The organism is Duganella sp. Root198D2 (assembly GCF_001428585.1).
Lineage (GTDB): Bacteria > Pseudomonadota > Gammaproteobacteria > Burkholderiales > Burkholderiaceae_D > Rugamonas.
Map to the genome: position 1 here is coordinate 156,620 of NZ_LMIC01000048.1, position 19,144 is coordinate 175,763.

At 63.5% G+C, this 19,144-nt stretch carries 16 protein-coding genes; 2 read left to right on the forward strand and 14 right to left on the reverse strand.

Going from position 1 to position 19,144, the window contains the following annotated elements:
* Window positions 1–19 precede the first annotated feature (19 nt).
* The 6 genes from ASE26_RS24500 to ASE26_RS24525 form a co-directional block, all read right to left on the reverse strand.
* Entirely contained in the window at window positions 20–6,094 is a 6,075-nt protein-coding gene (locus ASE26_RS24500) for an Hpt domain-containing protein (protein WP_057247094.1), read from the reverse strand.
* A 35-nt stretch (window positions 6,095–6,129) separates the two neighbouring features.
* Window positions 6,130–8,457 (reverse strand): methyl-accepting chemotaxis protein, encoded by a 2,328-nt coding sequence (locus tag ASE26_RS24505; protein ID WP_055929374.1) that lies wholly within the window; start codon window positions 8,455–8,457, stop codon window positions 6,130–6,132.
* Between the two features lie 57 nt (window positions 8,458–8,514).
* A complete protein-coding gene (locus ASE26_RS24510) occupies window positions 8,515–9,063 on the reverse strand; it encodes a chemotaxis protein CheW (protein WP_055929372.1) in 549 nt (182 codons plus the stop codon).
* 3 nt (window positions 9,064–9,066) lie between these two features.
* Window positions 9,067–9,432, reverse strand: coding sequence for a response regulator transcription factor (locus ASE26_RS24515; protein WP_055929369.1), 366 nt, complete (start codon window positions 9,430–9,432; stop codon window positions 9,067–9,069).
* A 24-nt stretch (window positions 9,433–9,456) separates the two neighbouring features.
* Window positions 9,457–9,855, reverse strand: a complete 399-nt coding sequence (locus ASE26_RS24520; RefSeq protein ID WP_055929366.1) for a PleD family two-component system response regulator — start codon at window positions 9,853–9,855, stop codon at window positions 9,457–9,459.
* A gap of 149 nt (window positions 9,856–10,004) precedes the next feature.
* Complete coding sequence (locus ASE26_RS24525) at window positions 10,005–10,157, reverse strand: rubredoxin (RefSeq protein ID WP_028104578.1); 153 nt, start codon at window positions 10,155–10,157, stop codon at window positions 10,005–10,007.
* 96 nt (window positions 10,158–10,253) lie between these two features.
* Between ASE26_RS24525 and ASE26_RS24530 the strand changes: the two genes are divergently transcribed.
* Window positions 10,254–11,063: a bifunctional hydroxymethylpyrimidine kinase/phosphomethylpyrimidine kinase gene (locus tag ASE26_RS24530; RefSeq protein ID WP_055929363.1), complete on the forward strand. Its 810-nt coding sequence runs from the start codon at window positions 10,254–10,256 to the stop codon at window positions 11,061–11,063.
* A complete protein-coding gene (gene hemL / locus ASE26_RS24535; RefSeq protein WP_055929360.1) occupies window positions 11,060–12,343 on the forward strand; it encodes a glutamate-1-semialdehyde 2,1-aminomutase in 1,284 nt (427 codons plus the stop codon). The genes ASE26_RS24530 and hemL overlap by 4 nt, the downstream gene beginning before the upstream one ends.
* Here hemL and ASE26_RS24540 read toward each other — a convergent pair.
* The 8 genes from ASE26_RS24540 to ASE26_RS24575 form a co-directional block, all read right to left on the reverse strand.
* Complete coding sequence (locus tag ASE26_RS24540) at window positions 12,340–13,458, reverse strand: sensor histidine kinase (protein WP_082591466.1); 1,119 nt, start codon at window positions 13,456–13,458, stop codon at window positions 12,340–12,342. The genes hemL and ASE26_RS24540 overlap by 4 nt on opposite strands.
* A 197-nt stretch (window positions 13,459–13,655) precedes the next feature.
* Window positions 13,656–14,516, reverse strand: a complete 861-nt coding sequence (locus tag ASE26_RS24545; protein WP_055929355.1) for a hypothetical protein — start codon at window positions 14,514–14,516, stop codon at window positions 13,656–13,658.
* Window positions 14,516–15,208: a hypothetical protein gene (locus ASE26_RS24550; protein WP_057247096.1), complete on the reverse strand. Its 693-nt coding sequence runs from the start codon at window positions 15,206–15,208 to the stop codon at window positions 14,516–14,518. Before ASE26_RS24550 ends, ASE26_RS24545 begins: the two co-directional genes overlap by 1 nt.
* 98 nt (window positions 15,209–15,306) lie before the next feature.
* Entirely contained in the window at window positions 15,307–16,272 is a 966-nt protein-coding gene (gene corA, locus ASE26_RS24555; protein WP_055929349.1) for a magnesium/cobalt transporter CorA, read from the reverse strand.
* A gap of 102 nt (window positions 16,273–16,374) precedes the next feature.
* The gene (locus tag ASE26_RS24560) at window positions 16,375–16,752 is read right to left on the reverse strand and encodes a hypothetical protein (protein WP_057247097.1); all 378 of its coding nucleotides are present in this window, start codon (window positions 16,750–16,752) and stop codon (window positions 16,375–16,377) included.
* Window positions 16,749–17,441: a monofunctional biosynthetic peptidoglycan transglycosylase gene (gene mtgA, locus ASE26_RS24565; protein ID WP_055929343.1), complete on the reverse strand. Its 693-nt coding sequence runs from the start codon at window positions 17,439–17,441 to the stop codon at window positions 16,749–16,751. The genes ASE26_RS24560 and mtgA overlap by 4 nt, the downstream gene beginning before the upstream one ends.
* Window positions 17,438–18,259 carry a shikimate dehydrogenase gene (gene aroE, locus ASE26_RS24570; protein WP_057247098.1) on the reverse strand — a complete coding sequence of 274 codons (822 nt, stop codon included), beginning with the start codon at window positions 18,257–18,259 and terminating at the stop codon, window positions 17,438–17,440. The genes mtgA and aroE overlap by 4 nt, the downstream gene beginning before the upstream one ends.
* Entirely contained in the window at window positions 18,259–19,140 is an 882-nt protein-coding gene (locus ASE26_RS24575) for an energy transducer TonB (protein WP_055929338.1), read from the reverse strand. Before ASE26_RS24575 ends, aroE begins: the two co-directional genes overlap by 1 nt.
* Window positions 19,141–19,144: the final 4 nt, after the last annotated feature.

A 19,144-nucleotide genomic window follows, 5' to 3' on the forward strand; every position in this document is an offset into this window, starting at 1 on the left:
TTGTGCGCTACTGCACGCCTCAAGCGCGTTGCGGCAGCAGGCCCGCGATGGCGCCCAGCAGGATATCTTCCTGGAACGGCTTGCCGAAGTAGGCATTCACGCCCAGTTGCAGCGCGTAGTTGCGGTGCTTGTCCGCCGAACGCGAGGTGATCATGATGATCGGGATCTCCTTGGTGCGTTCGTCGCCGCGCACGTTGCGGGTCAGGTCAAAGCCGTCCATGCGCGGCATCTCGATGTCGACCAGCATCAGTTCCGGCAGGCGGTCCTGCAACTGCTCCAGCGCATCCACGCCGTCCTTGGCCAGCATGACGTGATAGCCTTCGCGCTCCAGCAGGCGCTGGGTCACCTTGCGCACGGTGAGCGAATCGTCCACCACCATGACAGTGCCATGGGCGCGCGTCTGTTGCACAGGCTCGGCGACGCCGCCGGCGGGTGCCGGCGCCGGGGTTGCCGAGGTACGCGGCGCCAGTTCCGGATGCTGCGCCACGTGCAGCTGCAGCGCCACCGGATTCAGGATCAGTACGATCTCGCCCGAACCGAGCACGGTTGCGCCGGCGATGCCGGGCATGCGCGACAGCTGCGGGCCGATGTTCTTGATAACCACCTCGCGGTTGCCGAGGATTTCGTCGACGTGCAGCGCGACGCGGTCGGTACCGTTACGCAGCATCATGACCGGCGAAGAACGCTGCAGCAGCGGACGCGCATCGCCGTCGCCCAGCAACGTGGCCAGGTAGCGCAGCGGCACGTGCTGGCCGTGGTGTACCACGGCGCCTTTGCCGGTAGCTTCAGCCAACGCGCCTTCCTTCAGCTGCAGCACCTGCTCCACCATCAGCGCAGGCACTGCATGGGTGCGGCCGCCGGCGGAGATCAGCACCACCTGGGTCACTGCCAGCGTCAGCGGCAGGCGGATCGTGAAGCGCGAACCCTTGCCTGCTTCGGTGAAGGTTTCCACGCGGCCGCCCAGGGCCTGCGCCTCGGACAGCACGATGTCCATGCCGACGCCGCGGCCGGCCAGTTCGGTCAGCGTATCGGCGGTCGAGAAGCCCGGCTGGAAGATCAGGTTGGACGCTTCGGCGTCGCTGACCACCTGGTCTTCAGCCAGCAGGCCGACGCTGCGCGCCTTGTTGCGGATGCGTTCCAGGTCCAGGCCAGCGCCGTCGTCGCTGAACTCCAGCACCACTTCGTTACCCTGCTGGCTGACCTGCACCAGCAATTCACCGGTCTCGCCCTTGCCGTGTTCGACCCGCCGTTCGCGCGACTCGATGCCGTGCACGATGGCGTTACGCAGCAAGTGTTCAAACGGCGCGGCCATGCGTTCCAGAACGCTACGGTCCATTTCAACGCCGCCGCCGCGGATGTCCAGGTTGACGCGCTTGTCGGTTTCTTTGGCACCCTGGCGGGCGACGCGGAACAGACGTTCGGAAACGCTGTTGAACGGCACCATGCGCACGCGCATCAGGTCTCGCTGCAGGTCGCGCGTCATACGCGCTTGCTGCGTCAAGTCGCCGGTGGCGCCGTCGATGGAACGGATCAGGCCTTCGTGGAAGGAGGCCACGTCGCTCACCGACTCGGCCATCATGCGGGTCAATTCCTGCAGGCGGGTAAAGCGGTCGAACTCGAGCGGGTCGAATTCGCGCTCGCCGGCAATCGACATACGCGAAGCGATCTGCGATTCAGCTTGCATTTCGACTTCGCGCAGCTGGCGGCGCAGGCGATTCAAGTTTTCCTGGAAGTCGGACACCGAAGTGCGCAGCGAGGTCACTTCGTTTTCCAGGCGCGAACGGGTGATCGACACTTCACCGGCCTGGTTCACCAGGCGGTCAAGGATGTCTGCGCGTACACGCACCAGAGGCGAGGCCTTGGCGCCGCCTTCCGCCTCGTCGCCAGCGCGTGCCGTTGCAGGCGCTGCGGCCAGGCGTGCGGCAAGTGCGCTGAGCGAAGGCTGTGCCGCACCCTGGGATGCAGGTGCGCCTGCTTCACCGGCAGGTGCTGCAGCGGCGGCTTGCGCGGCAGCCATGGCGGCGGCGTAGGCTTCCGGATTTTGCAGTTGTTCGAACAGCAGCAGCGCGTGGTCATAGTGCGCCATCAGCTCGTCGAACGAGTGCTGCGACGCACTGCCTGCGTGCACCATATTTTCAATGTGCGTTTCGATTTCGTGCGCGTGCTGGCCAAGGCGCATTGCACCTGCCATGCGGGCGCTGCCCTTCACGGTGTGCAGCACGCGCTGCAGGCTGTGGGCGTGACTGAAATCGGTCGGCTTGGCGTGCCAGGCGCGCAGCGACTCGCCGATCTGCGGCAGCAGGTCGGTGCCTTCTTCCAGGAACACTGGCAGCAGGTCCGGGTCCAGTTCGTCGTGGATGTCGGACGGGCTGGCGCCCAGCAGGTGCGGGGTTTCCGGCAGTTCGACGACCTGCACTTCGCTTGGCGCAGCGTGGTCGAGGTCGACCGCATCTTCTTCGATGGCTTCGCCCGCGGCCAGTGCGGTGGCGTCGATGGCGTCGACTTCGATTGCAGCTTCGGCCACCGCGGCATCGGCTTCGGCCAGCAGCGCTGCTTCGTCAATTTCTTCGATCGCCGGCGCGGCTTCCTCGATTGCAGGTGCGGCGATTTCCTCGGCGACCGGAGCAACGATTTCTTCGGCGACGGGCTCAGTGATTTCCTCGACGACCGGCGCGGCGATTTCCTCGACGATTGGTGCCGTGCTTTCTTCGACCACCGGCTCAGCGATTTCCTCGACCACCGGTGCCGTGATTTCCTCGACCACCGGCTCAGCGATTTCTTCGACGATCGGTGCCGTAATTTCCTCGACGACCGGCTCAGCGATTTCCTCGACCACCGGTGCCGTGATCTCCTCGACCACCGGCGCGGCCTGCTTCAGCTCCGGCGCGTCGAACGCGTCATCAAATGCGGAATCGAACAGGTTGTCGATGTTGCCGCCTTGCGCGAGCACTTCAGGTGCCGGCTGCTCGACGCTTTCGGCCGCTGCCGGCGCTTCGGTAACCAGGCTGTGGTAGGTATCGCTGAACAGGTTGTCCAGGCGCTGTTCCAGCTGCACGCCCTCAGGCTCGCCCACGATGCTGTCCAGTTGCTCGTCGAGCTCCTTGTCAACTTCCGGCGGATGCGCCAGATGCTCGCGCAGCTTATGCAGCGCCTCGATCAATTCCGGTTGTTCTGGCGGCAGTTCGCCGGTGGCGAAGCTTTGCAGCATCTGGCGCACGCGTTCGATGGTGAAGTCGAACAGGTCGTGCTGCGCATCGTCCAGGTGCGGTGCCGGCGGCTGCAGCTCCTGCAGCGTGATTTCCAGTGCATAGGACAATTCGCGCAAAGGCTTGAAGCCTACGGTGCCGGAAGTGCCGGTCAGGGTATGCACGGCATGCAGCGCTTCCGGGTTGACCGCACGCTGCTCGTGGCGCCACTCGCCGAAATCCTGCGACAGCAGGCGTACCAGTTCGTCGGTCTCCGCCATGTAGATGTTGTACAGCGGCAGCGGGATCGCCAGGCGTCCCACGAACTTCATATTATCTTCCGCCGGCGGCTCTGGCGGCGTAGGCGCGGTAGCAGTCGGGAACTCGATGACGTTGGTCGAGCGGGCCGGGGCAGCCTCTTCTTGCGCCTCGAATACGAGCGGCTCTTCGAGGGTCAGTTCGGCCTCTGGTTCCGACACTTCGATCGCTTCCAGGTCGAAGACCGGGTCGGCGGACAGCGCTTCGACCGGCTCGGCAGGCGCGGCCTCGGCTTCAAGCGGCGCAGCGGCTTCCTCGGCCACCTCGATCGCTTCGATAGCAGCTCCTGCGTCTGCTTCAGGCGCAGCGACAGCCTCGGTGCCGGCGGCCGGACGCTCGAACACGCCGGTGTCCTGCAGGCGCGTGGCGGCGTCGACGATCGGTTTTTCCTGGCGGGCCGAGTTGCCGGTGGTGGCCAGTTCTTCCACCCAGGCCGACATTTCTTCGCTCGCATAATTGAGCAGCGCGAACAGGTCTTCCGAGGGGCGGCGCTCTTCCGCCAGCCACAGGTTCATGACTTTTTCGATCGCATGCCCGCCGTCGCCGAAGCGGTTCAGGCCCACCATGCGGCTGCTGCCCTTCAGCGTGTGGAAGGAGCGGCGCAGCATGGTCATGGTGTCGAGGTTGGAGATCTCGCTGTGCGGACGCGCCAGCGTCTCGCGTACGAAGGCCAGCACTTCCTGTGCTTCGCCAATGAAGATTTCCAGCAGTTCCGCTTCGACTGCCTCGTCGCCGGCAGCGCCGGCTTCAGGGACAGGCGCCGTCAGCACCGGTTCAGGAGCCGCTTCCGGCTCCGGCAGTGCTTCTTCCAGCACCGGGATCGACTCCGGGCCGGAAATTTTCTTGAACGGCACGGCGCGGAAAGTGCCATGTTCCGGGTCGAACGCAAAGCGCTCGCGAGCGCCGGAAGGATTCTGCGCCAGCATGTCGACGAAGAAGCCCAGGGCACCCACGTTCTGGGCGATATCGTCCAGCGCCTTGGCTTCATGCGCCTGGTCGAACTGGCCCGATGCCAGGCGGCCGATTTCGATGCGCACGTGCGCAGCGGCGTTCATCGCATCATCCTGGTCCAGGATGGCGCAGGCGCCGTGCAGCTGGTGCAGCACCTTGTCCAGGTCCGACAGTTCGCCGCGGCGCGCCGGATCGGTGTAATACTCGTCCAGCATCTTTTCGACCTGGCGCAAGCCGGTCTTCATTTCCAGCGCGAGGGCGACAACGGTGTCCTCTTCGTGCAGCTGGCGGGCCAGGCCGCCCTGCCATTGCGCCGGTTCCGGCGCGGTGCCACCGGCCGCCAGCGCTTGCAGGCGCGCCGCGATGGTGTCGGCGTGGGCGTTGAAATCGTCCGGCAGGTGGCGGATCTGGGCAATGCCATGTTCGGCGAACAGCAGCGCCGTCGCCATTTCCAGTCCCAGCGCCTCGCTGCGGCGGGTGCCCAGGGTATTGCGGGCGGATTCAGCCAGCTGGCGCAGCAGCGCCGCCAGCGCGCCCAGGCCCAGCATTTCGCTGGCCACGGCCACCTTGGCCAGGGACTGGCCGAAATCGTTATCGAGTTCCGCGCTGTTTTCGTTCTGCTCGATGCGCTGCCACACCGAACGCGCGTGGGCAATACCCTCGCGCGCCGCAGCCAGCGATGCATCGTCGATACGGCCATAGCGGCGCGTTTCGAAATCGTGCGGCACCATGCCATCCAGCGCATAACCGGCGCGCAGCTGGCGAGCCAGCGGCGGCAGGTGTTCCGGATCGGCCGAGGCGACAAAGAACAGCGCCTCTTTCAGCACGTTGTCCGGCAGTTCAGGCGAACCGGCCGACAGGCGGCGCAGTTGCAGGTTGATCAGGCCGAACAGCTGCTTGACGTAACGGTTGCTTTCCTGCTGGCCGTTCACCACCAGCTCGGCGAAGGCTTGCATGGCGCGCCAGAATACGCGCGCCTTGTGCTCGCCCTGCTGGTCCGCCACATCGGTGATGGCAGCCTGCAGCGCGGCGGCGTGGATAGCCTGGGTGCCGGCATCGGCCGCCTTCAGGTAAGGCAGCAGCGCGCGTTCAAAACGCTGGCGCAGCGCCTTGTAGTCCGGCGTGCCGGTTGGCGCACCGGTCGACGGCAAGGCTGCCGGCAGTTCCGGCACATACGATACGTCAGGGAAGAACAGGTCGGCCGGGTGGACCCGGTCGATGCCCAGCAAATCCTGGATATCGCGGAAGAACGGGAACAGACGCACCGGCTGGAACGGGGCGCCGGACAGCAGCTCCTCCAGGAATTCCACCAGTGCCTGGTACATATTGGCCAGCAGCTGGGCATGGTCCGCAGTGCATTTCAGCGTGCCGTCACGCATGCGGTCCAGCACCACTTCCGCCAATTGCGTCAGCAGCGCCACGCCGTCCACGTCCACCATCTGCAAGGCGCCGTGCGCCTGGTGCAGGTGGGACTTGGCGTGCATCAGCGCCGTGGTCTGGTCTTCCGCATCACGCCCGCCGGCTTCGAACAGCGCCGTGCGGGAACGGGCCAGCGCTTCGCGGATTTCACCCATGACCCAGGACAGCGGGCCGGTGTCGTATTGCGGCAAAGCGGTGAACGAAAGATCAGGTTTGCTCATAGATTCTAAAAATTAAGCGGCAACTTGGGCACTAATCAGGCACCAACACGGAATCGCGACACGGAGTTCTTCAACTCCTGCGCCAGCGCAGTCAGCTTGCGAACCGAACTGGCGGTTTGCTGGGTACCGTCCTGGGTTTGCTGCGTTACCTGCAGGATGTGCTGCATATTGTGCGCCACGCCGTTAGCCGACGTCGCCTGCATGCCGGTCGCGTAGGAAATACCCTGAATCAGTTCCGCCAGGCGGTTCGAAACCTGCGAGATGTCCTGCAGTGCAGTACCTGCCGCGTCGGACAGCTTGGCACCTTCAACCACACCCTGCGTGGATTTTTCCATAGCGGCTACCGCGTCGTGGGTGTCGGTCTGAATGGTCTTCACCAGCGCACCGATCTGCTTGGCCGCTTCGGCGGAACGTTCCGCCAGTCGCTGCACCTCTTCCGCAACCACCGAGAAGCCTCGGCCTGCTTCACCTGCCGATGCCGCCTGGATCGCCGCGTTCAGCGCCAGCACGTTGGTCTGTTCGGTAATGTCGGAAATCAGCTCGGTAATCTCGCCAATCTCCTGCGAGGATTCACCCAGTCGCTTGATGCGCTTCGAGGTTTCCTGGATCTGCTCGCGGATCTCGTCCATACCCTTGATCGCGTTCTGCACCGCGTCCGCACCCTGGCGTGCCGCGTCAACCGACTGGCGCGCAACGTCCGCCGATTCCGACGCGCTACGCGACACGTCGGTAATCTCGTTGGCCATCTTCACAACGGTGTTGGATGCCTCCTGGATCTCTTTCGACTGCGCTGCCGATGCTGCCAGCAGGTCGTTCGAAATGCCTTGTGCGTGGCTCGATGCGGAAGTAACCTGTTCGGCGGTAATCGTCACACGGCCCACCAGGCCGCGCAGCTCTTCCACGGTGTAGTTGACCGAGTCGGCAATCGCGCCGGTAATGTCTTCGGAAACGGTTGCCTGCACGGTCAAGTCACCGTCCGCCACTTCCTGCAGTTCGTTCATCAGGCGCAAAATTGCGGCCTGGTTCTGCTCGTTAATGGCCTTGGTTTCTTCTTCCTGCTGCTGCGCTTTCTGGCGCATCGCTTCCGCTTCCAGGCGGCGGCGCTCGGAAGCGCGGCCACGGCTCTGGGAATCGAGCAGCAGCACGCGGCCGATCGCGGCAGCGGAGACCAGGGTCACCAGCAAGCCCACCACCATCAGCCAGAACGAGATGCCCAGCGAGTCCTGCTGCTCGCGCAGCTTGGTCTGCAGGTTGGCGAAGTTGGCACGCACGTCTTCGTTCTCGTTGAACAGCAGTCGTTCCGCGCTCTTCGCAGCGGAGAATTTTTCCAGACGGTCCAGGATGAACTTGACCAGTTTGTCGTAGTCCTCGAAGCCTTTTTTCAGCGCTTGCAGGTTTTCGCGGGTCTCGCCATCCTTCACCGCTGGCAGGCCAAGCTGGTCGCTGCCGGCCAGGAAACCGTCCACGGTCTGGCGGAACACGGTGGCGTCGCGGCCCAGCTGGAAGGCGGTTTCGGAGGAAGAAATGCCGCCTTCGGTCAGGAAGGCCGACGCGCTGCGGCTCATGCGCTGGGTCAGCATGCCCAGCTTGCCCAGTGCCGCCAGTTCCTTGGCGTTGCCGCCCTGCTTCAGGCGCGCGGCCGAGACTTCCTCGGTCAGCGACAGCAGGTCAGGCGACATGGCGTTCAGTTTTTGCAAGGTCTCGTCCAGACCGGCCAAGTCCCATTTGTATTTGGCGATGGTGGAGGCAGCCTTGTCGGACGCCGTCCACTTCTTGCGGGCGTCGTTCAGGGTCGGCAGCACCGTGCCTGGCGCCGACAGGATCGAGTGGCCGGCATAGCGGCCGCCTTCGGCCAGTGCCAGCAGAGCGCGATTCAGTTCGCTGCGGCTGTCTTCCAGCTGCTTGATCGCCTGCTGGTTACCTTTAATCGCGTTCGGCGCCGCCTTACCGATACGCTGCGAGTGCATCAGCACGTCGGAAGCGATCTGGGTACGGGTCGACGTCACGCCGCTGTTGTACGCGTTCCATGCCACGAAGACCACCGACAGCAGCAGGGATACACCGAGCGTGGTGGACAGCAGGCTCAACTGGCGTGCGCTTGGCAGGTGGCCGATCAGCGGCAGCTTGACGTTGGCCGCCGCTTCGCCCACCGAGCTGGTACGCAGGCGCTGCAGCAGGCCGCGCGTACCTTCCGCCGCTTCCGGGGTGACGCCTTCGGTCGCTGCCGGTTGTTCAGCCGTAGCAACAGCCGCTTCCGGCGGCGTGCCCTCGTACTGAGAATTGTTAAAGCTGGCAAACTCCGAATTGGAACCCAGCTCGGCGCTGGTCTCCGGCGCGGAGCGCGACAAGAATTTAAATGCCATTACTACGTCCCCCGATAGCTTTCGATAATGTTGCGCCTGCCCGATGGCAGCACGCGATTACAGGCCGATTTGCAGGAACCGCGCATCGTGCACCAGTTGGCCCAGGTCAAGCCTGGTCCACTGTTGCCCTTCACGGTCTTTGAATTGCTGGCCACCCCAGGCAGCTTGCCCGCTGTCCGCCGGTGCTTCCTGCACCATTTCGTCCAGGTTGCGCAAGCCAAGCACGCGCCCGGCCAGGATTGCGACATTGAAGCTGAGGTGGGTGGCCAAGGTCACCAGGCGGCTGTCCGGACCTGGCTGGGTGCCCGCTTCGCCCATATAGCGCGCCAGGTCGACCACACCGACCAGGTTGCCGCGAATATTGGACAGACCGCGGTACCAGTCCTGCGCCAGCGGTACCGCCGTCACGGCCTGGAACGGCACGATTTCGCCGACCTGGGTCAGGTCCAGCAGGCAGCGGCGGCCGCCCAGCAGCACGCCCAGTTCGCGCCCGGCATTGCTCGTGCCGGCCTTGGCGGCCTGCATGCGCTCCAGCAGCGTCACTTGGTACTGCCGCAGGCGGCTGCGGCGTTCAGCGCCGGTCGGCGCCTGCTGTTCGGTCGTCATCGCTTAACCGAGTGCGGCAATCTTGGCCAGCAGCTCGGCTGCATCGACCGGTTTGACCAGATAATCCTTGGCGCCCTGGCGGATGCCCCAGATACGGTCGGTTTCCTGGTTCTTGGACGAGCAGATGATGATCGGCACGTCCTGCAGCTCAGGATCCTTGGCGATGGCGCGCGTGACCTGGAAGCCGTTCTGGCCAGGCATCACCACGTCCATCAGGATCAGTTGCGGCTTGTCGGCCTTGATCTTTGCCATGGCTTCTTCGCCGTTTTCAGCGGTGGAAACGGTGAAACCGCTGCGCACCAGGATGTCGGTCAGGTAATAACGCTCGGTAGGCGAGTCGTCTACGATCAGGATTCGTTGAATGGCCATGCTTTACTCTCTGTATTACGGTTTTTACGCACTGGCAGCGGCGGTGTGCTCTCGCACCGCAGCCAACAGGCTGTCTTTGGTGAATGGTTTGGTCAGGTAGGCTGCCGAACCGACCATGGCGCCGCGCGCGCGGTCGAACAGGCCATCCTTCGATGAGAGCATCAGCACTGGAGTGGAATGAAACTTGGCGCTCTTTTTGATCAGGGCGCAGGTTTGGTAGCCATCCAGCCGCGGCATCAGGATGTCGCAGAAGATCAGCGCCGGCTGCTGGTCATTGATCTTGGCCAGCGCGTCGAAACCATCTTCGGCCAGGATCACCTGGTATCCCGCCTGGGTCAGGAAAATTTCAGCAGACCGACGAATGGTGCTGCTATCGTCGATCACCATGATTTTCAGTCCGGTTCCTTGCGGTTTATTCGTCATTTCTAAAGTATTCGCTCAATAGTCTCGCTACGATAGCACAGGGCAAAGCCCTGTGGCAGATCATGCTGCTGAAAAGAAACACTTATTTATTTGAAAACTTGGAAACATTCATTAATTGTCAAGAAACTTCGTTTTCAAAAACATAACACCTAGATCGCTACCATTTCGAAATCGTCCTTGCGTGCGCCGCATTCCGGGCAAGTCCAGTTCATCGGCACGTCGGCCCAGCGGGTGCCTGGCGCAATGCCTTCTTCCGGCAAGCCTGCGGCTTCGTCATAAATCCAGCCACAGATCAGGCACATCCAGCTCTGGAATTCCTGGCTTGTATCAATGCTGCTCACGTTGAGTCACCTTCTAATAAAGTAAAATGCTGAATTAGGTATCTTAATCTACCCGCCGTGCAAAACCAAACATCTCCCTTGATCCTGACATTTGGCGTGGCCGATCCGGTCGGAGCGGTCGGCGTGCATGCCGACCTGGCTGTTTTCCATGCCCTCGGATGCCGCGGCCTGTCCGCCACCACCGCCCTGCTGGTCGGTGACAGCGCGCGCGTCGAAGACCAGCAGCACGTCGATCCCGACTGGGTGGCCGACCAGGCCCGCATGGTGCTGGAAGACGTGCCGGTGCAAGCCTTCAAGGTCGGCGCACTGGACCACCTGGAACACGTCTCCACCCTGGCCGAAATCGTCTCCGACTATCCCGATGCGCCGCTGGTGCTCGACCCCTTCGGCAGCCAGTTGCCGCCACCGGGCGACGAGGACGACCCCGAAGAACTGCTGACCGTGCTGCGCCAGCTGCTGGTGCCGCAGGGCACGCTGCTGATGCTGTCCGAAGTCGAACTGGCGCGCATGGCCGAGACCTGGCGCGACCTGGGCAACGGCGAAACCATGGCCGACGACGCCGAGCACCTGATCGACCTCGGCTGCGAATACGTGCTGGTGACCGGCACCAATGCCGGCAGCGGCCAGCGCGCCAACACCCTGTACAGCGCCGAAGGCGTGCTGCGCCACGACAAATGGCAGCACCTGCCGGGCCCATTCGTCGGCGCCGGCGGCACCCTGTCCGCTGCCATCGCCGCCTGGCTGGCGCACGGCCTGGCCGTGCCGGAAGCGGTGGAACGCGCCGAACAATACACTTACCAGGCCCTGCTCCATGCCCAACGCTATGGCATGGGGCGCTTTGTCCCCAATCGATTCTTCAAACCATGACCACTTCGAAAAACGATATCCTGTTTGAGCGCGCCCAGAAATCCACTCCCGGCGGCGTGAATTCGCCGGTGCGCGCCTTCCGCTCCGTCGGCGGCACGCCGCGCTTCATCACCCGCGCCGAAGGCCCCTACTTCTGGGATGCGGACGGCAAGCGCTATATCGACTACATCGGCTCCTGGGGCCCGGCCATCGTCGGCCACGCCCACCCCGACGTGGTGAAAGCGGTGCAGGATGCCGCCACCCGCGGCCTGTCCTTCGGCGCGCCGACCGAAGCTGAAGTGGAAATGGCCGAGGAAATCTGCCGCCTGGTGCCCTCGATCGAACAGGTGCGCCTGGTGTCTTCGGGCACGGAAGCGACCATGAGCGCCTTGCGCCTGGCGCGCGGCGCCACCGGGCGCGACAAGATCATCAAGTTTGAAGGCTGCTATCACGGCCATGCCGACTCCCTGTTGGTGAAAGCCGGCAGCGGCCTGCTGACCTTCGGCAACCCGACTTCGGCCGGCGTGCCGGAAGACTTTGTCAAGCACACCCTGGTGCTGGACTACAACAACGTGGAAGCGATCCGCGCCGCGTTTGCCGAATACGGCGACGACATCGCCTGCGTCATCGTGGAGCCGGTGGCCGGCAATATGAACCTGATCAAGGGCACCCCGCAGTTCCTGGGCGCGCTGCGCGAGCTGTGCACCCGACACGGCGCCATCCTGATCTTCGACGAAGTGATGTGCGGTTTCCGCGTCGGCCTGGGCGGCGCGCAGGAACTGTACGGCATCAAGCCTGACCTGACCGCGCTCGGCAAGGTAATCGGCGGCGGCCTGCCGGTGGCAGCCTTCGGCGGCTCGCAAGAACTGATGTCGAAGATGTCGCCGGTGGGCGCGGTGTACCAGGCGGGCACCCTGTCCGGCAACCCGGTTGCCGTGGCAGCGGGCATGGCCACCCTGAAACTGATCCAGCAGCCAGGCTTCTACCAGGGCCTGGCCCGCAGCGCGCGCCGCCTGGCCGACGGCCTGACCGCCGCCGCGCAAGAAGCCGGCGTCACCTTCTGCGCCGATGCCGTAGGCGGCATGTTCGGCCTGTATTTCAGCGCCAGCCCGCCCAACAACTACGCCGAAATGATGGCCGGCGACCGCGACAAGTTCAACCTGTTCTTCCACAAGATGCTGGATGAAGGCGTCTACTTCGCCCCGGCCGCTTTCGAAGCCGGCTTCGTCAGCGCCCGGCACGACGACGCCGTGATCGACGCCACCATCGCCGCCGCGAAAAAAGTCTTTGCTACGCTTTAATTCACTACCGGGGCGCCGCTGAAAGGCCGTGCGTCCATCGGGATGTCGATCAGGAAGGTGGTGCCGAGCGCTGCCGAACTGGTGACGATGATGCTGCCGCCGTGGCTCTCGGCCACGCGGCGCGCATACGGCAGCCCTACTCCCCAACCGTCCTTGCTGCACTTGCCGCGCCGCGCCCGGCGATAGACCTGGAAGATCGATTCCATTTCTTCCGCCGGAATCGCCTCGCCTTCGTTGTGCACCGCCAGCTGCACGCGATGGCCGCGACTGGCCACCCGTACCAGCACCGGCGTACCCGCCGCGCGGTATTTGATGGCATTGCCCAGCAGGTTTTCAAGCGCACGTTGCAGCGAAGCGCGGCACCAGTGACCCACTGCCGATTCGAATTCCACCTGCACCTGCACTGCGCTGCGTTCCATCGTTTGCTGCGCGACCTCGTAGGCCAGCAAAGCCAGGTCGAATTCCTCCAGGTGCAGCGGCAGGCGCTGGCCGCCTTCGAACACCATGCAGTCGAGCAAGTCGCGCGTCATGGCTTCGATGCGCTGCGCGTTGACCACGATGCGCTCGGCCAGCCTGCGGATATCGTCGCTTGGCGCCTTGCTTTCAATCACCTGCGCCGCCACGCTGACGGTTGACAGCGGGGTGCGTAGATCATGCGTCAGCGCGGCGATGAACTGCTCGCGCAGGGCCGACTGGATCAGCGCGAACGCCGTCACGCTTTCGCGGATGGCGCTGTCGATCGAGCTGGCAATCGCTTCCCGCTGTTCATGCGTCAGCGTCACGCTGCACTGGTGCAGCATCGTAAACAGCACCTGCCGGAACAACTGGTATTCGCGGATCAGGGTAGTGGTGTCGTAGCCGCTCAGGCGCGCCCGTTCGCCGCCATGCTCTTGCGCAATGACCGCCACGTCGACGCCGCCGGCCTGGTAGTACTCATCCGTCAAAAGGCGCGCCAGGTGCTCGTAAAACGTCGGCAAGGTGTTCAGCAAGATCGGATCGGGCAGCTCGCCGGCTTTGCACAGCGTCTGCCGCGCGGCCTGGCACCAGGCTTCAATCACCTGGTCGCGCAAAGCCAGCATCGCTTGCGATGATGGAGACAAACCGACCTCAGTCATTGAGCCTCCAGGAAAATGTGCATTGTGAATCGAAAGAATCTTATGCAGATACTTTCGTGTCAATACACAGCGCAAGGCGATAAATAACTGACAAGTACAAAAGCGCCGCAGCAAGGGCGCGCCTGGCCTGCGCCGGCAAACATCGCTTAACCGGCGGTTACAAGCAGTGTTGCAATCTTGCAGCGTTATTGCCGCGCTTATCCCGTTGCCGCATCGCACCCGGGCGCGGGCGGCTGCGCGCGCTTGAGTGGAAGCGACATCAGCCAGCCGCGCAAGTTCCTGACCAGCGCGCGGCCGCAGCGCTCATTGACCGGTTCGGCACGTTCGACCGCATCCTTCTTCCCTTCCAGGTAGCGAAAAGTACGCTGCGCGCCAGCGGCCGTTGCGACCGGCGCCAGTGCATGCTCGCGCACGATCTCGACTGACGCGCGGAACAGCGCGGCGCTCATTTCCCGCAGCCGCAAACCGCCGTTGCGCTGCCAGAACACGGCTTCGTTCTCGACATCCACGGCGCGCGATACCACCCGCACCGTATTGGTGTAGAGCGGCAGCTCGCTTCCGGCCTGGAACACCGACACCGTATTGTCAATGATCAGCGCGCTTTGATCCTGCGTCATGTAGAACACCGGTGAACTGGCAATGAGCCATCCTGACTGCGGCCGGCCACCGCTACCGATCCAGGGCACGCCCGACGCCGCCGGGAAGGCTCGCTCAGCGAGTTCGCCATAGCTGAAGGTATCCAGCGTCTTCCTGAAAGGCACCAGGATCCTGTCCGCGTCAGCTTCGATCTCGCTGCGCTGCTCTTTCATTTGGCCCTTGACCACCACTGCGTGCGTCGCCAGGGCCACGACAAAACCGGCCAGGCCAGGGGCCGGATACAGCATGTTGCTTGGGCCCTGGCCCGCCTTGTCAAAATTAACCTGGCCGCGGAAGTCGATTTTTTCCCTGTCCGGCAAACTCAGCGACCAGACGGCGTTCGGCGGCGCCGATTCGGCCGCTTTCGGCGCCGGCAGGCAAGCCAGCAGCACGGCCAGTGCAATGAAGTGTTGCCGCATCATTATCTCGCCAGTGCCCGGAGAATGGCTTCCCGCGCCCCGTCGAGCGCCTGGTAAAAGGCATTGCTCAGGCCAGGGAAGGCCGGCGCCTCGTCCCAGTTGCCGAGGGCGCTCTTCTGCTGCATCACCGGCTGGTACCATTCGTAGGTGTTGTCCTTGAAGTTGACGATATACACCGCGCCGCTCACGATGCCTTTGGGCTCGCCAGTTGGAATGTACGAAGAATAGGGGCGCGTGATGCCGATTTCGGTCAACTCCACCACCAGCAGCTTGTCGAGCTGGTAACGCGATTGCAGCGAAGCGTAATTCCTGGCGGCCGCATTGCGCCCTTTGCCGCTGGCTTTGGGCAGCTGGTCGAGCACGATCGGCTCATCGATCACGACTGGCAGCTGGCCGCGCAATTTCAGTGCTTCGGCGATTTCAGCCTTCATGCGCAACAGCTCCTCTGCCGCGAGGGTCCGGGTGTGCGCCGTCAGCGCGGCGTTGGCAACCGTGGCTGCAGCACGGGACAGCGGCCAGTCGGCACCTGGGAAACTGGTATCGACCTGTGGCAGCTTGCTCATCGCGACACCGAGCCGCAGGCCCGGTTCCGCAAAGATTCCGTAGCCCATCGATACTGCGGCCTGGGGCGGCGCGGCGGCGCAGCCGGCCAGCAATGCCGCAATGGCGAGCAGCAAGCCAAATCGGAACATCATCTCAGCCCTTTCGTATAGTTGGAATTTTCCGCAAGCGGGAGTCGCGGCGAAATTTTACCTATCAATTGGGACTTAGCAAATGATTATGTTGCTTTAAGTCAACGCAGCCAGCCGCGGCGGCGGAAGTATAGCAGCGGCGCGGCGGCACTGACGATCATCAGGCCCCAGGCCCAGCCATAGCCCATCTGCCACTTCAGTTCCGGCATGAAGTCGAAGTTCATGCCGTACACCGAGGCGATCAGGGTCGGCGGCAGGAAGGCGACCGAAGCCACCGAGAAGATCTTGATGATCTTATTCTGGTTAATGTTGATGAAGCCGACGGTGGCATCCATCAGGAAGTTGATCTTATCGAACAGGAAGGAAGTGTGGCCGTCCAGCGATTCAATGTCGCGCAGGATCTGGCGCGCTTCCTCGAACTGGTCGGAATTGAGCAGGCGGCCGCGCATCAGGAACGACACCGCGCGGCGCGTGTCCATCATGTTGCGGCGGATGCGGCCGTTCAAGTCTTCCTCGTGCGCGATGGCGCTCAGCGCATCGGCCGCGTCCTTGTCGGTGAATTCTTCCTGCAGCACGCGGCCCGACACTTCTTCCAGGTTCTGGTAGATGCCTTCCAGCGCGTCCGCCGAATACTCGGCGTCGGTGGCGTACAGGTCGAGCAGCACGTCCATGTAGTCGGCGATCGAGCCGGGACGCGAACGGGCGCGCATGCGCACCAGGCGGAACACCGGCAGGTCGTCGGTATGCACCGAGAACAGCATTTTCTTGGCCAGGATGAACGCTACCGTCACCACGCGCGACGGGCCTTCATCCTCTTCCAGCAGGAAGTCGGTACGCAGGTGGAGGTCGCCGTTTTCCGCTTCGTAGTAGCGGGCCGAGGCTTCGATATCCTTGACTTCGTCTTCGCCTGGCAGGATCACGCCGTAGATGGACTTGACCCAGGCGCGCTCGTCTTCTGTCGGATCGGTCAGGTCGACCCAGACCGGTGCCGCTTGCTCAAGGTCTCCGCGCGTCTCAATAGGCACCTGGTTGAGCCGGCCATTTTGTAAAACGAAAACATTGATCATAGGCAATCTCAGCCGGACAGGGAGTGTAGAGCGCGGGTTCTAAAAAACTTCGCAAGTGTACCCGCAAAGGGGGAGGCGTTGCCACCCCGCCGCTGCAAATTTTTAACGCGTCGCCCGCTCGATGGCGCGGTCCGTCGCATTCGGCATCGCTTCCGGCGCCGGCTTCGGCGGCTCCTTCGGCGCTTCGATCCCGCGCGAGTCGTGGATCGCGATGACTTTGCCCTTCTCGCCGCAATCGGTATTGGAGATCACCGTCCTGCCATTGATAACGCACTTGCGCATCGGGGCCGCCGGCGGCGTCACCGTGGCCACCGCTGGCGCAGCCACTGCGGCAGCCTTGGCGCCGGCCTTGTTGAGCGCTTCGGCAAACAGGTTGCGGTCTTGCCGCATCGAGATCAGGGCAAACGCCGCAGCGCCGCCCAATACGCCCATCACGATCGCCACCGCGACCAGGCTGATACCGGATTGATTTTTTTTCATGGTAAGTCTGCAGAATTCATTCGTTGCATGATGATGCCGGTACGCCGCGCCAGGTAGGCCGATTCGCGGTGCACATCATAATATTTAGGGCGCGGCAGCATCACTGCCAGCCGCGCCGCCTGTTCAGGTCCCAGCTTTGACGCCGGAATCCGGTAATAGTGGCGCGCTGCCGCTTCCGCGCCGTAAATGCCGCGGCCGAACTCCGCCACGTTCAGGTAGATCTCGAAGATGCGGCGTTTATCCATCAGCATCTCCAGCATATAAGTGATGATCAGCTCCTGCCCCTTGCGCAGGTAGCTGCGCGAGCCGGACAGGAACAGGTTCTTGGCCAGTTGCTGGGTGATCGTCGAGCCGCCGTGGACCTTGGTGCCCTTTTTCTTTTCCTGGTTATGCTCGTAGGCTTTCTGCATCGCCTCCCAGTCCACGCCTTCGTGTTCGGCGAAGTTGGCATCTTCCGAGGCGATCACCGCGCGTTTCAGGTTGGGCGAGATGGCCTGGTAGCTGACCCAGGCCTGCTGCACGCGCGCTTTCGGGTCCTTCTCCTGCATGGCTGCCTGCTGCTCGCGCATGAAGGCTGTCATGCCCGGATTATGCTCGACCCACCACCAGATCTGCACGAAGAAATACAGCTGTACCGCGAGAAAAATCGCGACCGGCACGATGATGAACCACTTCAGCTTCCTGATCATAGCTTGGCGCGCAGCTGCGCCAGCACTGCGGCTGTCTGCGGCCGTACGCCGCGCCAGAGCTGGAAGGCTTCGGCGGCCTGCTCGACCAGCATGCCCAGGCCGTCGCGCGTGGCGGCGCCATGGGCGGCGGCGAACGCCATGAAAACGGTCGGTTTGGCGCCGTACATCATGTCCAGCGCCAGCGCGCCGGGCGCGAAGATGGTGGCCGGCACCGGCGGCAGGTCGGCGTTCAGGCTGGCGGAGGTGGCGTTGATGATGATGTCGAAAGCGTCCAGCACGTCGGCAAAGCCGCAGGCCGACAGCACCCCCGCCCCGGCCAGCGCGCCGAACTGCTCGACCAGCGCTTCCGCGGTGGCGACGGTGCGGTTGGCGATGACCAGTGCCGCGGGACGATGTTCAAGGATGGGCAGCACCACGCCGCGCGCGGCGCCGCCGGCGCCAAGCAGCAGCACGCGCTTGCCGGTAATCGCCACGCCGGCGTTCTGCACGATGTCGGCCACCAGGCCGGCGCCATCGGTGTTGTCGCCCGTGATGCCGCCGTCGGCATCGAACAGCAGGGTGTTCACGGCGCCTGCCGCCTGGGCACGCACGGTCAGGGCGCTGGCCAGCTTGTGCGCCTCCAGCTTGAACGGCACGGTGACATTGGCGCCCTTGCCGCCGGCGGCAATAAAGGCTTGCACCGCGGCGCCGAAGCCGTCCAGCGGCGCCAGCGACTTTTCGTAGCTCAGTTGCTGGCCGGTCTGCGCCGCATAGGCCGCGTGGATCTCAGGCGACTTGCTGTGGGCAATCGGGTTGCCGAAGACGCAGTACCTATCCATTACTCCGGGCTTCCGTAGGAGACCTGGACCTTCTCTTCACGCGTAAAGACGAACTTCTGCACGATCACCCACAGGTCGTCGCGATCCTTGGAACGCATATTCGGCGGGAATTTGCCGAACGGCGCCGAGCGCCGCACGATGCTGATCGCGGCCTTGTCGAGGTCCGGGTTGCCGGAGCTGCGCTCGACCACGGTGCCGCCTTCCCTCTCATAGACGCTGCCGTCCTGGAAGATGGGAATGCTCAGCACCACCACGCCATACAGCTTGCGCCCATCCTTCTGCGGGAAGTTCAGCGTGCCGATATCCTCCACGCGGCGGCGGAAGGCGTTGTAATACATGGCATAGCCGACGCCCTGCGTGCTCGGTGACAGGAAAGTCTTCTTCGGCCGCTTGTTCTGGTCTTCGATGGTTTGCGTGATTTCCGCTTCCATGCGGGCGATGGCCTTGCTGCTTTCAATCAGCTCGGCGCCGGTGCGGCTGGGATCGGTCTGGTTCTTTTCCGCCACCGGCGCGGCAGACAAAGGACTCTTCCTGACCTGGGTCAGCAGGTTCTTCTGGCGCTCTTCGAGCTCCTGCATATAACGCTGGGAAGCCTTGATGCTGTCGCCGGTTTCCATGCGGCGCATGTCGGGCAGCGGGGATTTGGCACGGCCGGCATCGGCGTTGCCGCCGCCATCCAGGTCGGCCTGCGCCAGTGCATCGGCCTTCAGCGGCTTGGAGGCATGCTTGGCATTGACCAGGATAACTTCAAGGCCGGGGTCCGTTGGCTCGACCTTGAAATCTTTGGGGGCGACGAAATGCACCGTCAGCGCCACGGCGTGGAACAGCACCGACACTGCGGTGGCGATGACAAGGAACTGGTTTTCTTTGAAAGACTTCACGCGC

What these genes read in the sequence shown, in the direction of transcription:
- ASE26_RS24560 (WP_057247097.1), bottom strand. Translation starts at nt 16,752, where the DNA reads ATGAAAAAAAATCAATCCGGTATCAGCCTGGTCGCGGTGGCGATCGTG.
- hemL (WP_055929360.1), top strand. Translation starts at nt 11,060, where the DNA reads ATGACCACTTCGAAAAACGATATCCTGTTTGAGCGCGCCCAGAAATCC.
- ASE26_RS24550 (WP_057247096.1), bottom strand. Translation starts at nt 15,208, where the DNA reads ATGATGTTCCGATTTGGCTTGCTGCTCGCCATTGCGGCATTGCTGGCC.
- ASE26_RS24515 (WP_055929369.1), bottom strand. Translation starts at nt 9,432, where the DNA reads ATGGCCATTCAACGAATCCTGATCGTAGACGACTCGCCTACCGAGCGT.
- ASE26_RS24500 (WP_057247094.1), bottom strand. Translation starts at nt 6,094, where the DNA reads ATGAGCAAACCTGATCTTTCGTTCACCGCTTTGCCGCAATACGACACC.
- ASE26_RS24540 (WP_082591466.1), bottom strand. Translation starts at nt 13,458, where the DNA reads ATGACTGAGGTCGGTTTGTCTCCATCATCGCAAGCGATGCTGGCTTTG.
- ASE26_RS24545 (WP_055929355.1), bottom strand. Translation starts at nt 14,516, where the DNA reads ATGATGCGGCAACACTTCATTGCACTGGCCGTGCTGCTGGCTTGCCTG.
- mtgA (WP_055929343.1), bottom strand. Translation starts at nt 17,441, where the DNA reads ATGATCAGGAAGCTGAAGTGGTTCATCATCGTGCCGGTCGCGATTTTT.
- aroE (WP_057247098.1), bottom strand. Translation starts at nt 18,259, where the DNA reads ATGGATAGGTACTGCGTCTTCGGCAACCCGATTGCCCACAGCAAGTCG.
- ASE26_RS24520 (WP_055929366.1), bottom strand. Translation starts at nt 9,855, where the DNA reads ATGACGAATAAACCGCAAGGAACCGGACTGAAAATCATGGTGATCGAC.
- corA (WP_055929349.1), bottom strand. Translation starts at nt 16,272, where the DNA reads ATGATCAATGTTTTCGTTTTACAAAATGGCCGGCTCAACCAGGTGCCT.
- ASE26_RS24525 (WP_028104578.1), bottom strand. Translation starts at nt 10,157, where the DNA reads ATGTGCCTGATCTGTGGCTGGATTTATGACGAAGCCGCAGGCTTGCCG.
- ASE26_RS24505 (WP_055929374.1), bottom strand. Translation starts at nt 8,457, where the DNA reads ATGGCATTTAAATTCTTGTCGCGCTCCGCGCCGGAGACCAGCGCCGAG.
- ASE26_RS24510 (WP_055929372.1), bottom strand. Translation starts at nt 9,063, where the DNA reads ATGACGACCGAACAGCAGGCGCCGACCGGCGCTGAACGCCGCAGCCGC.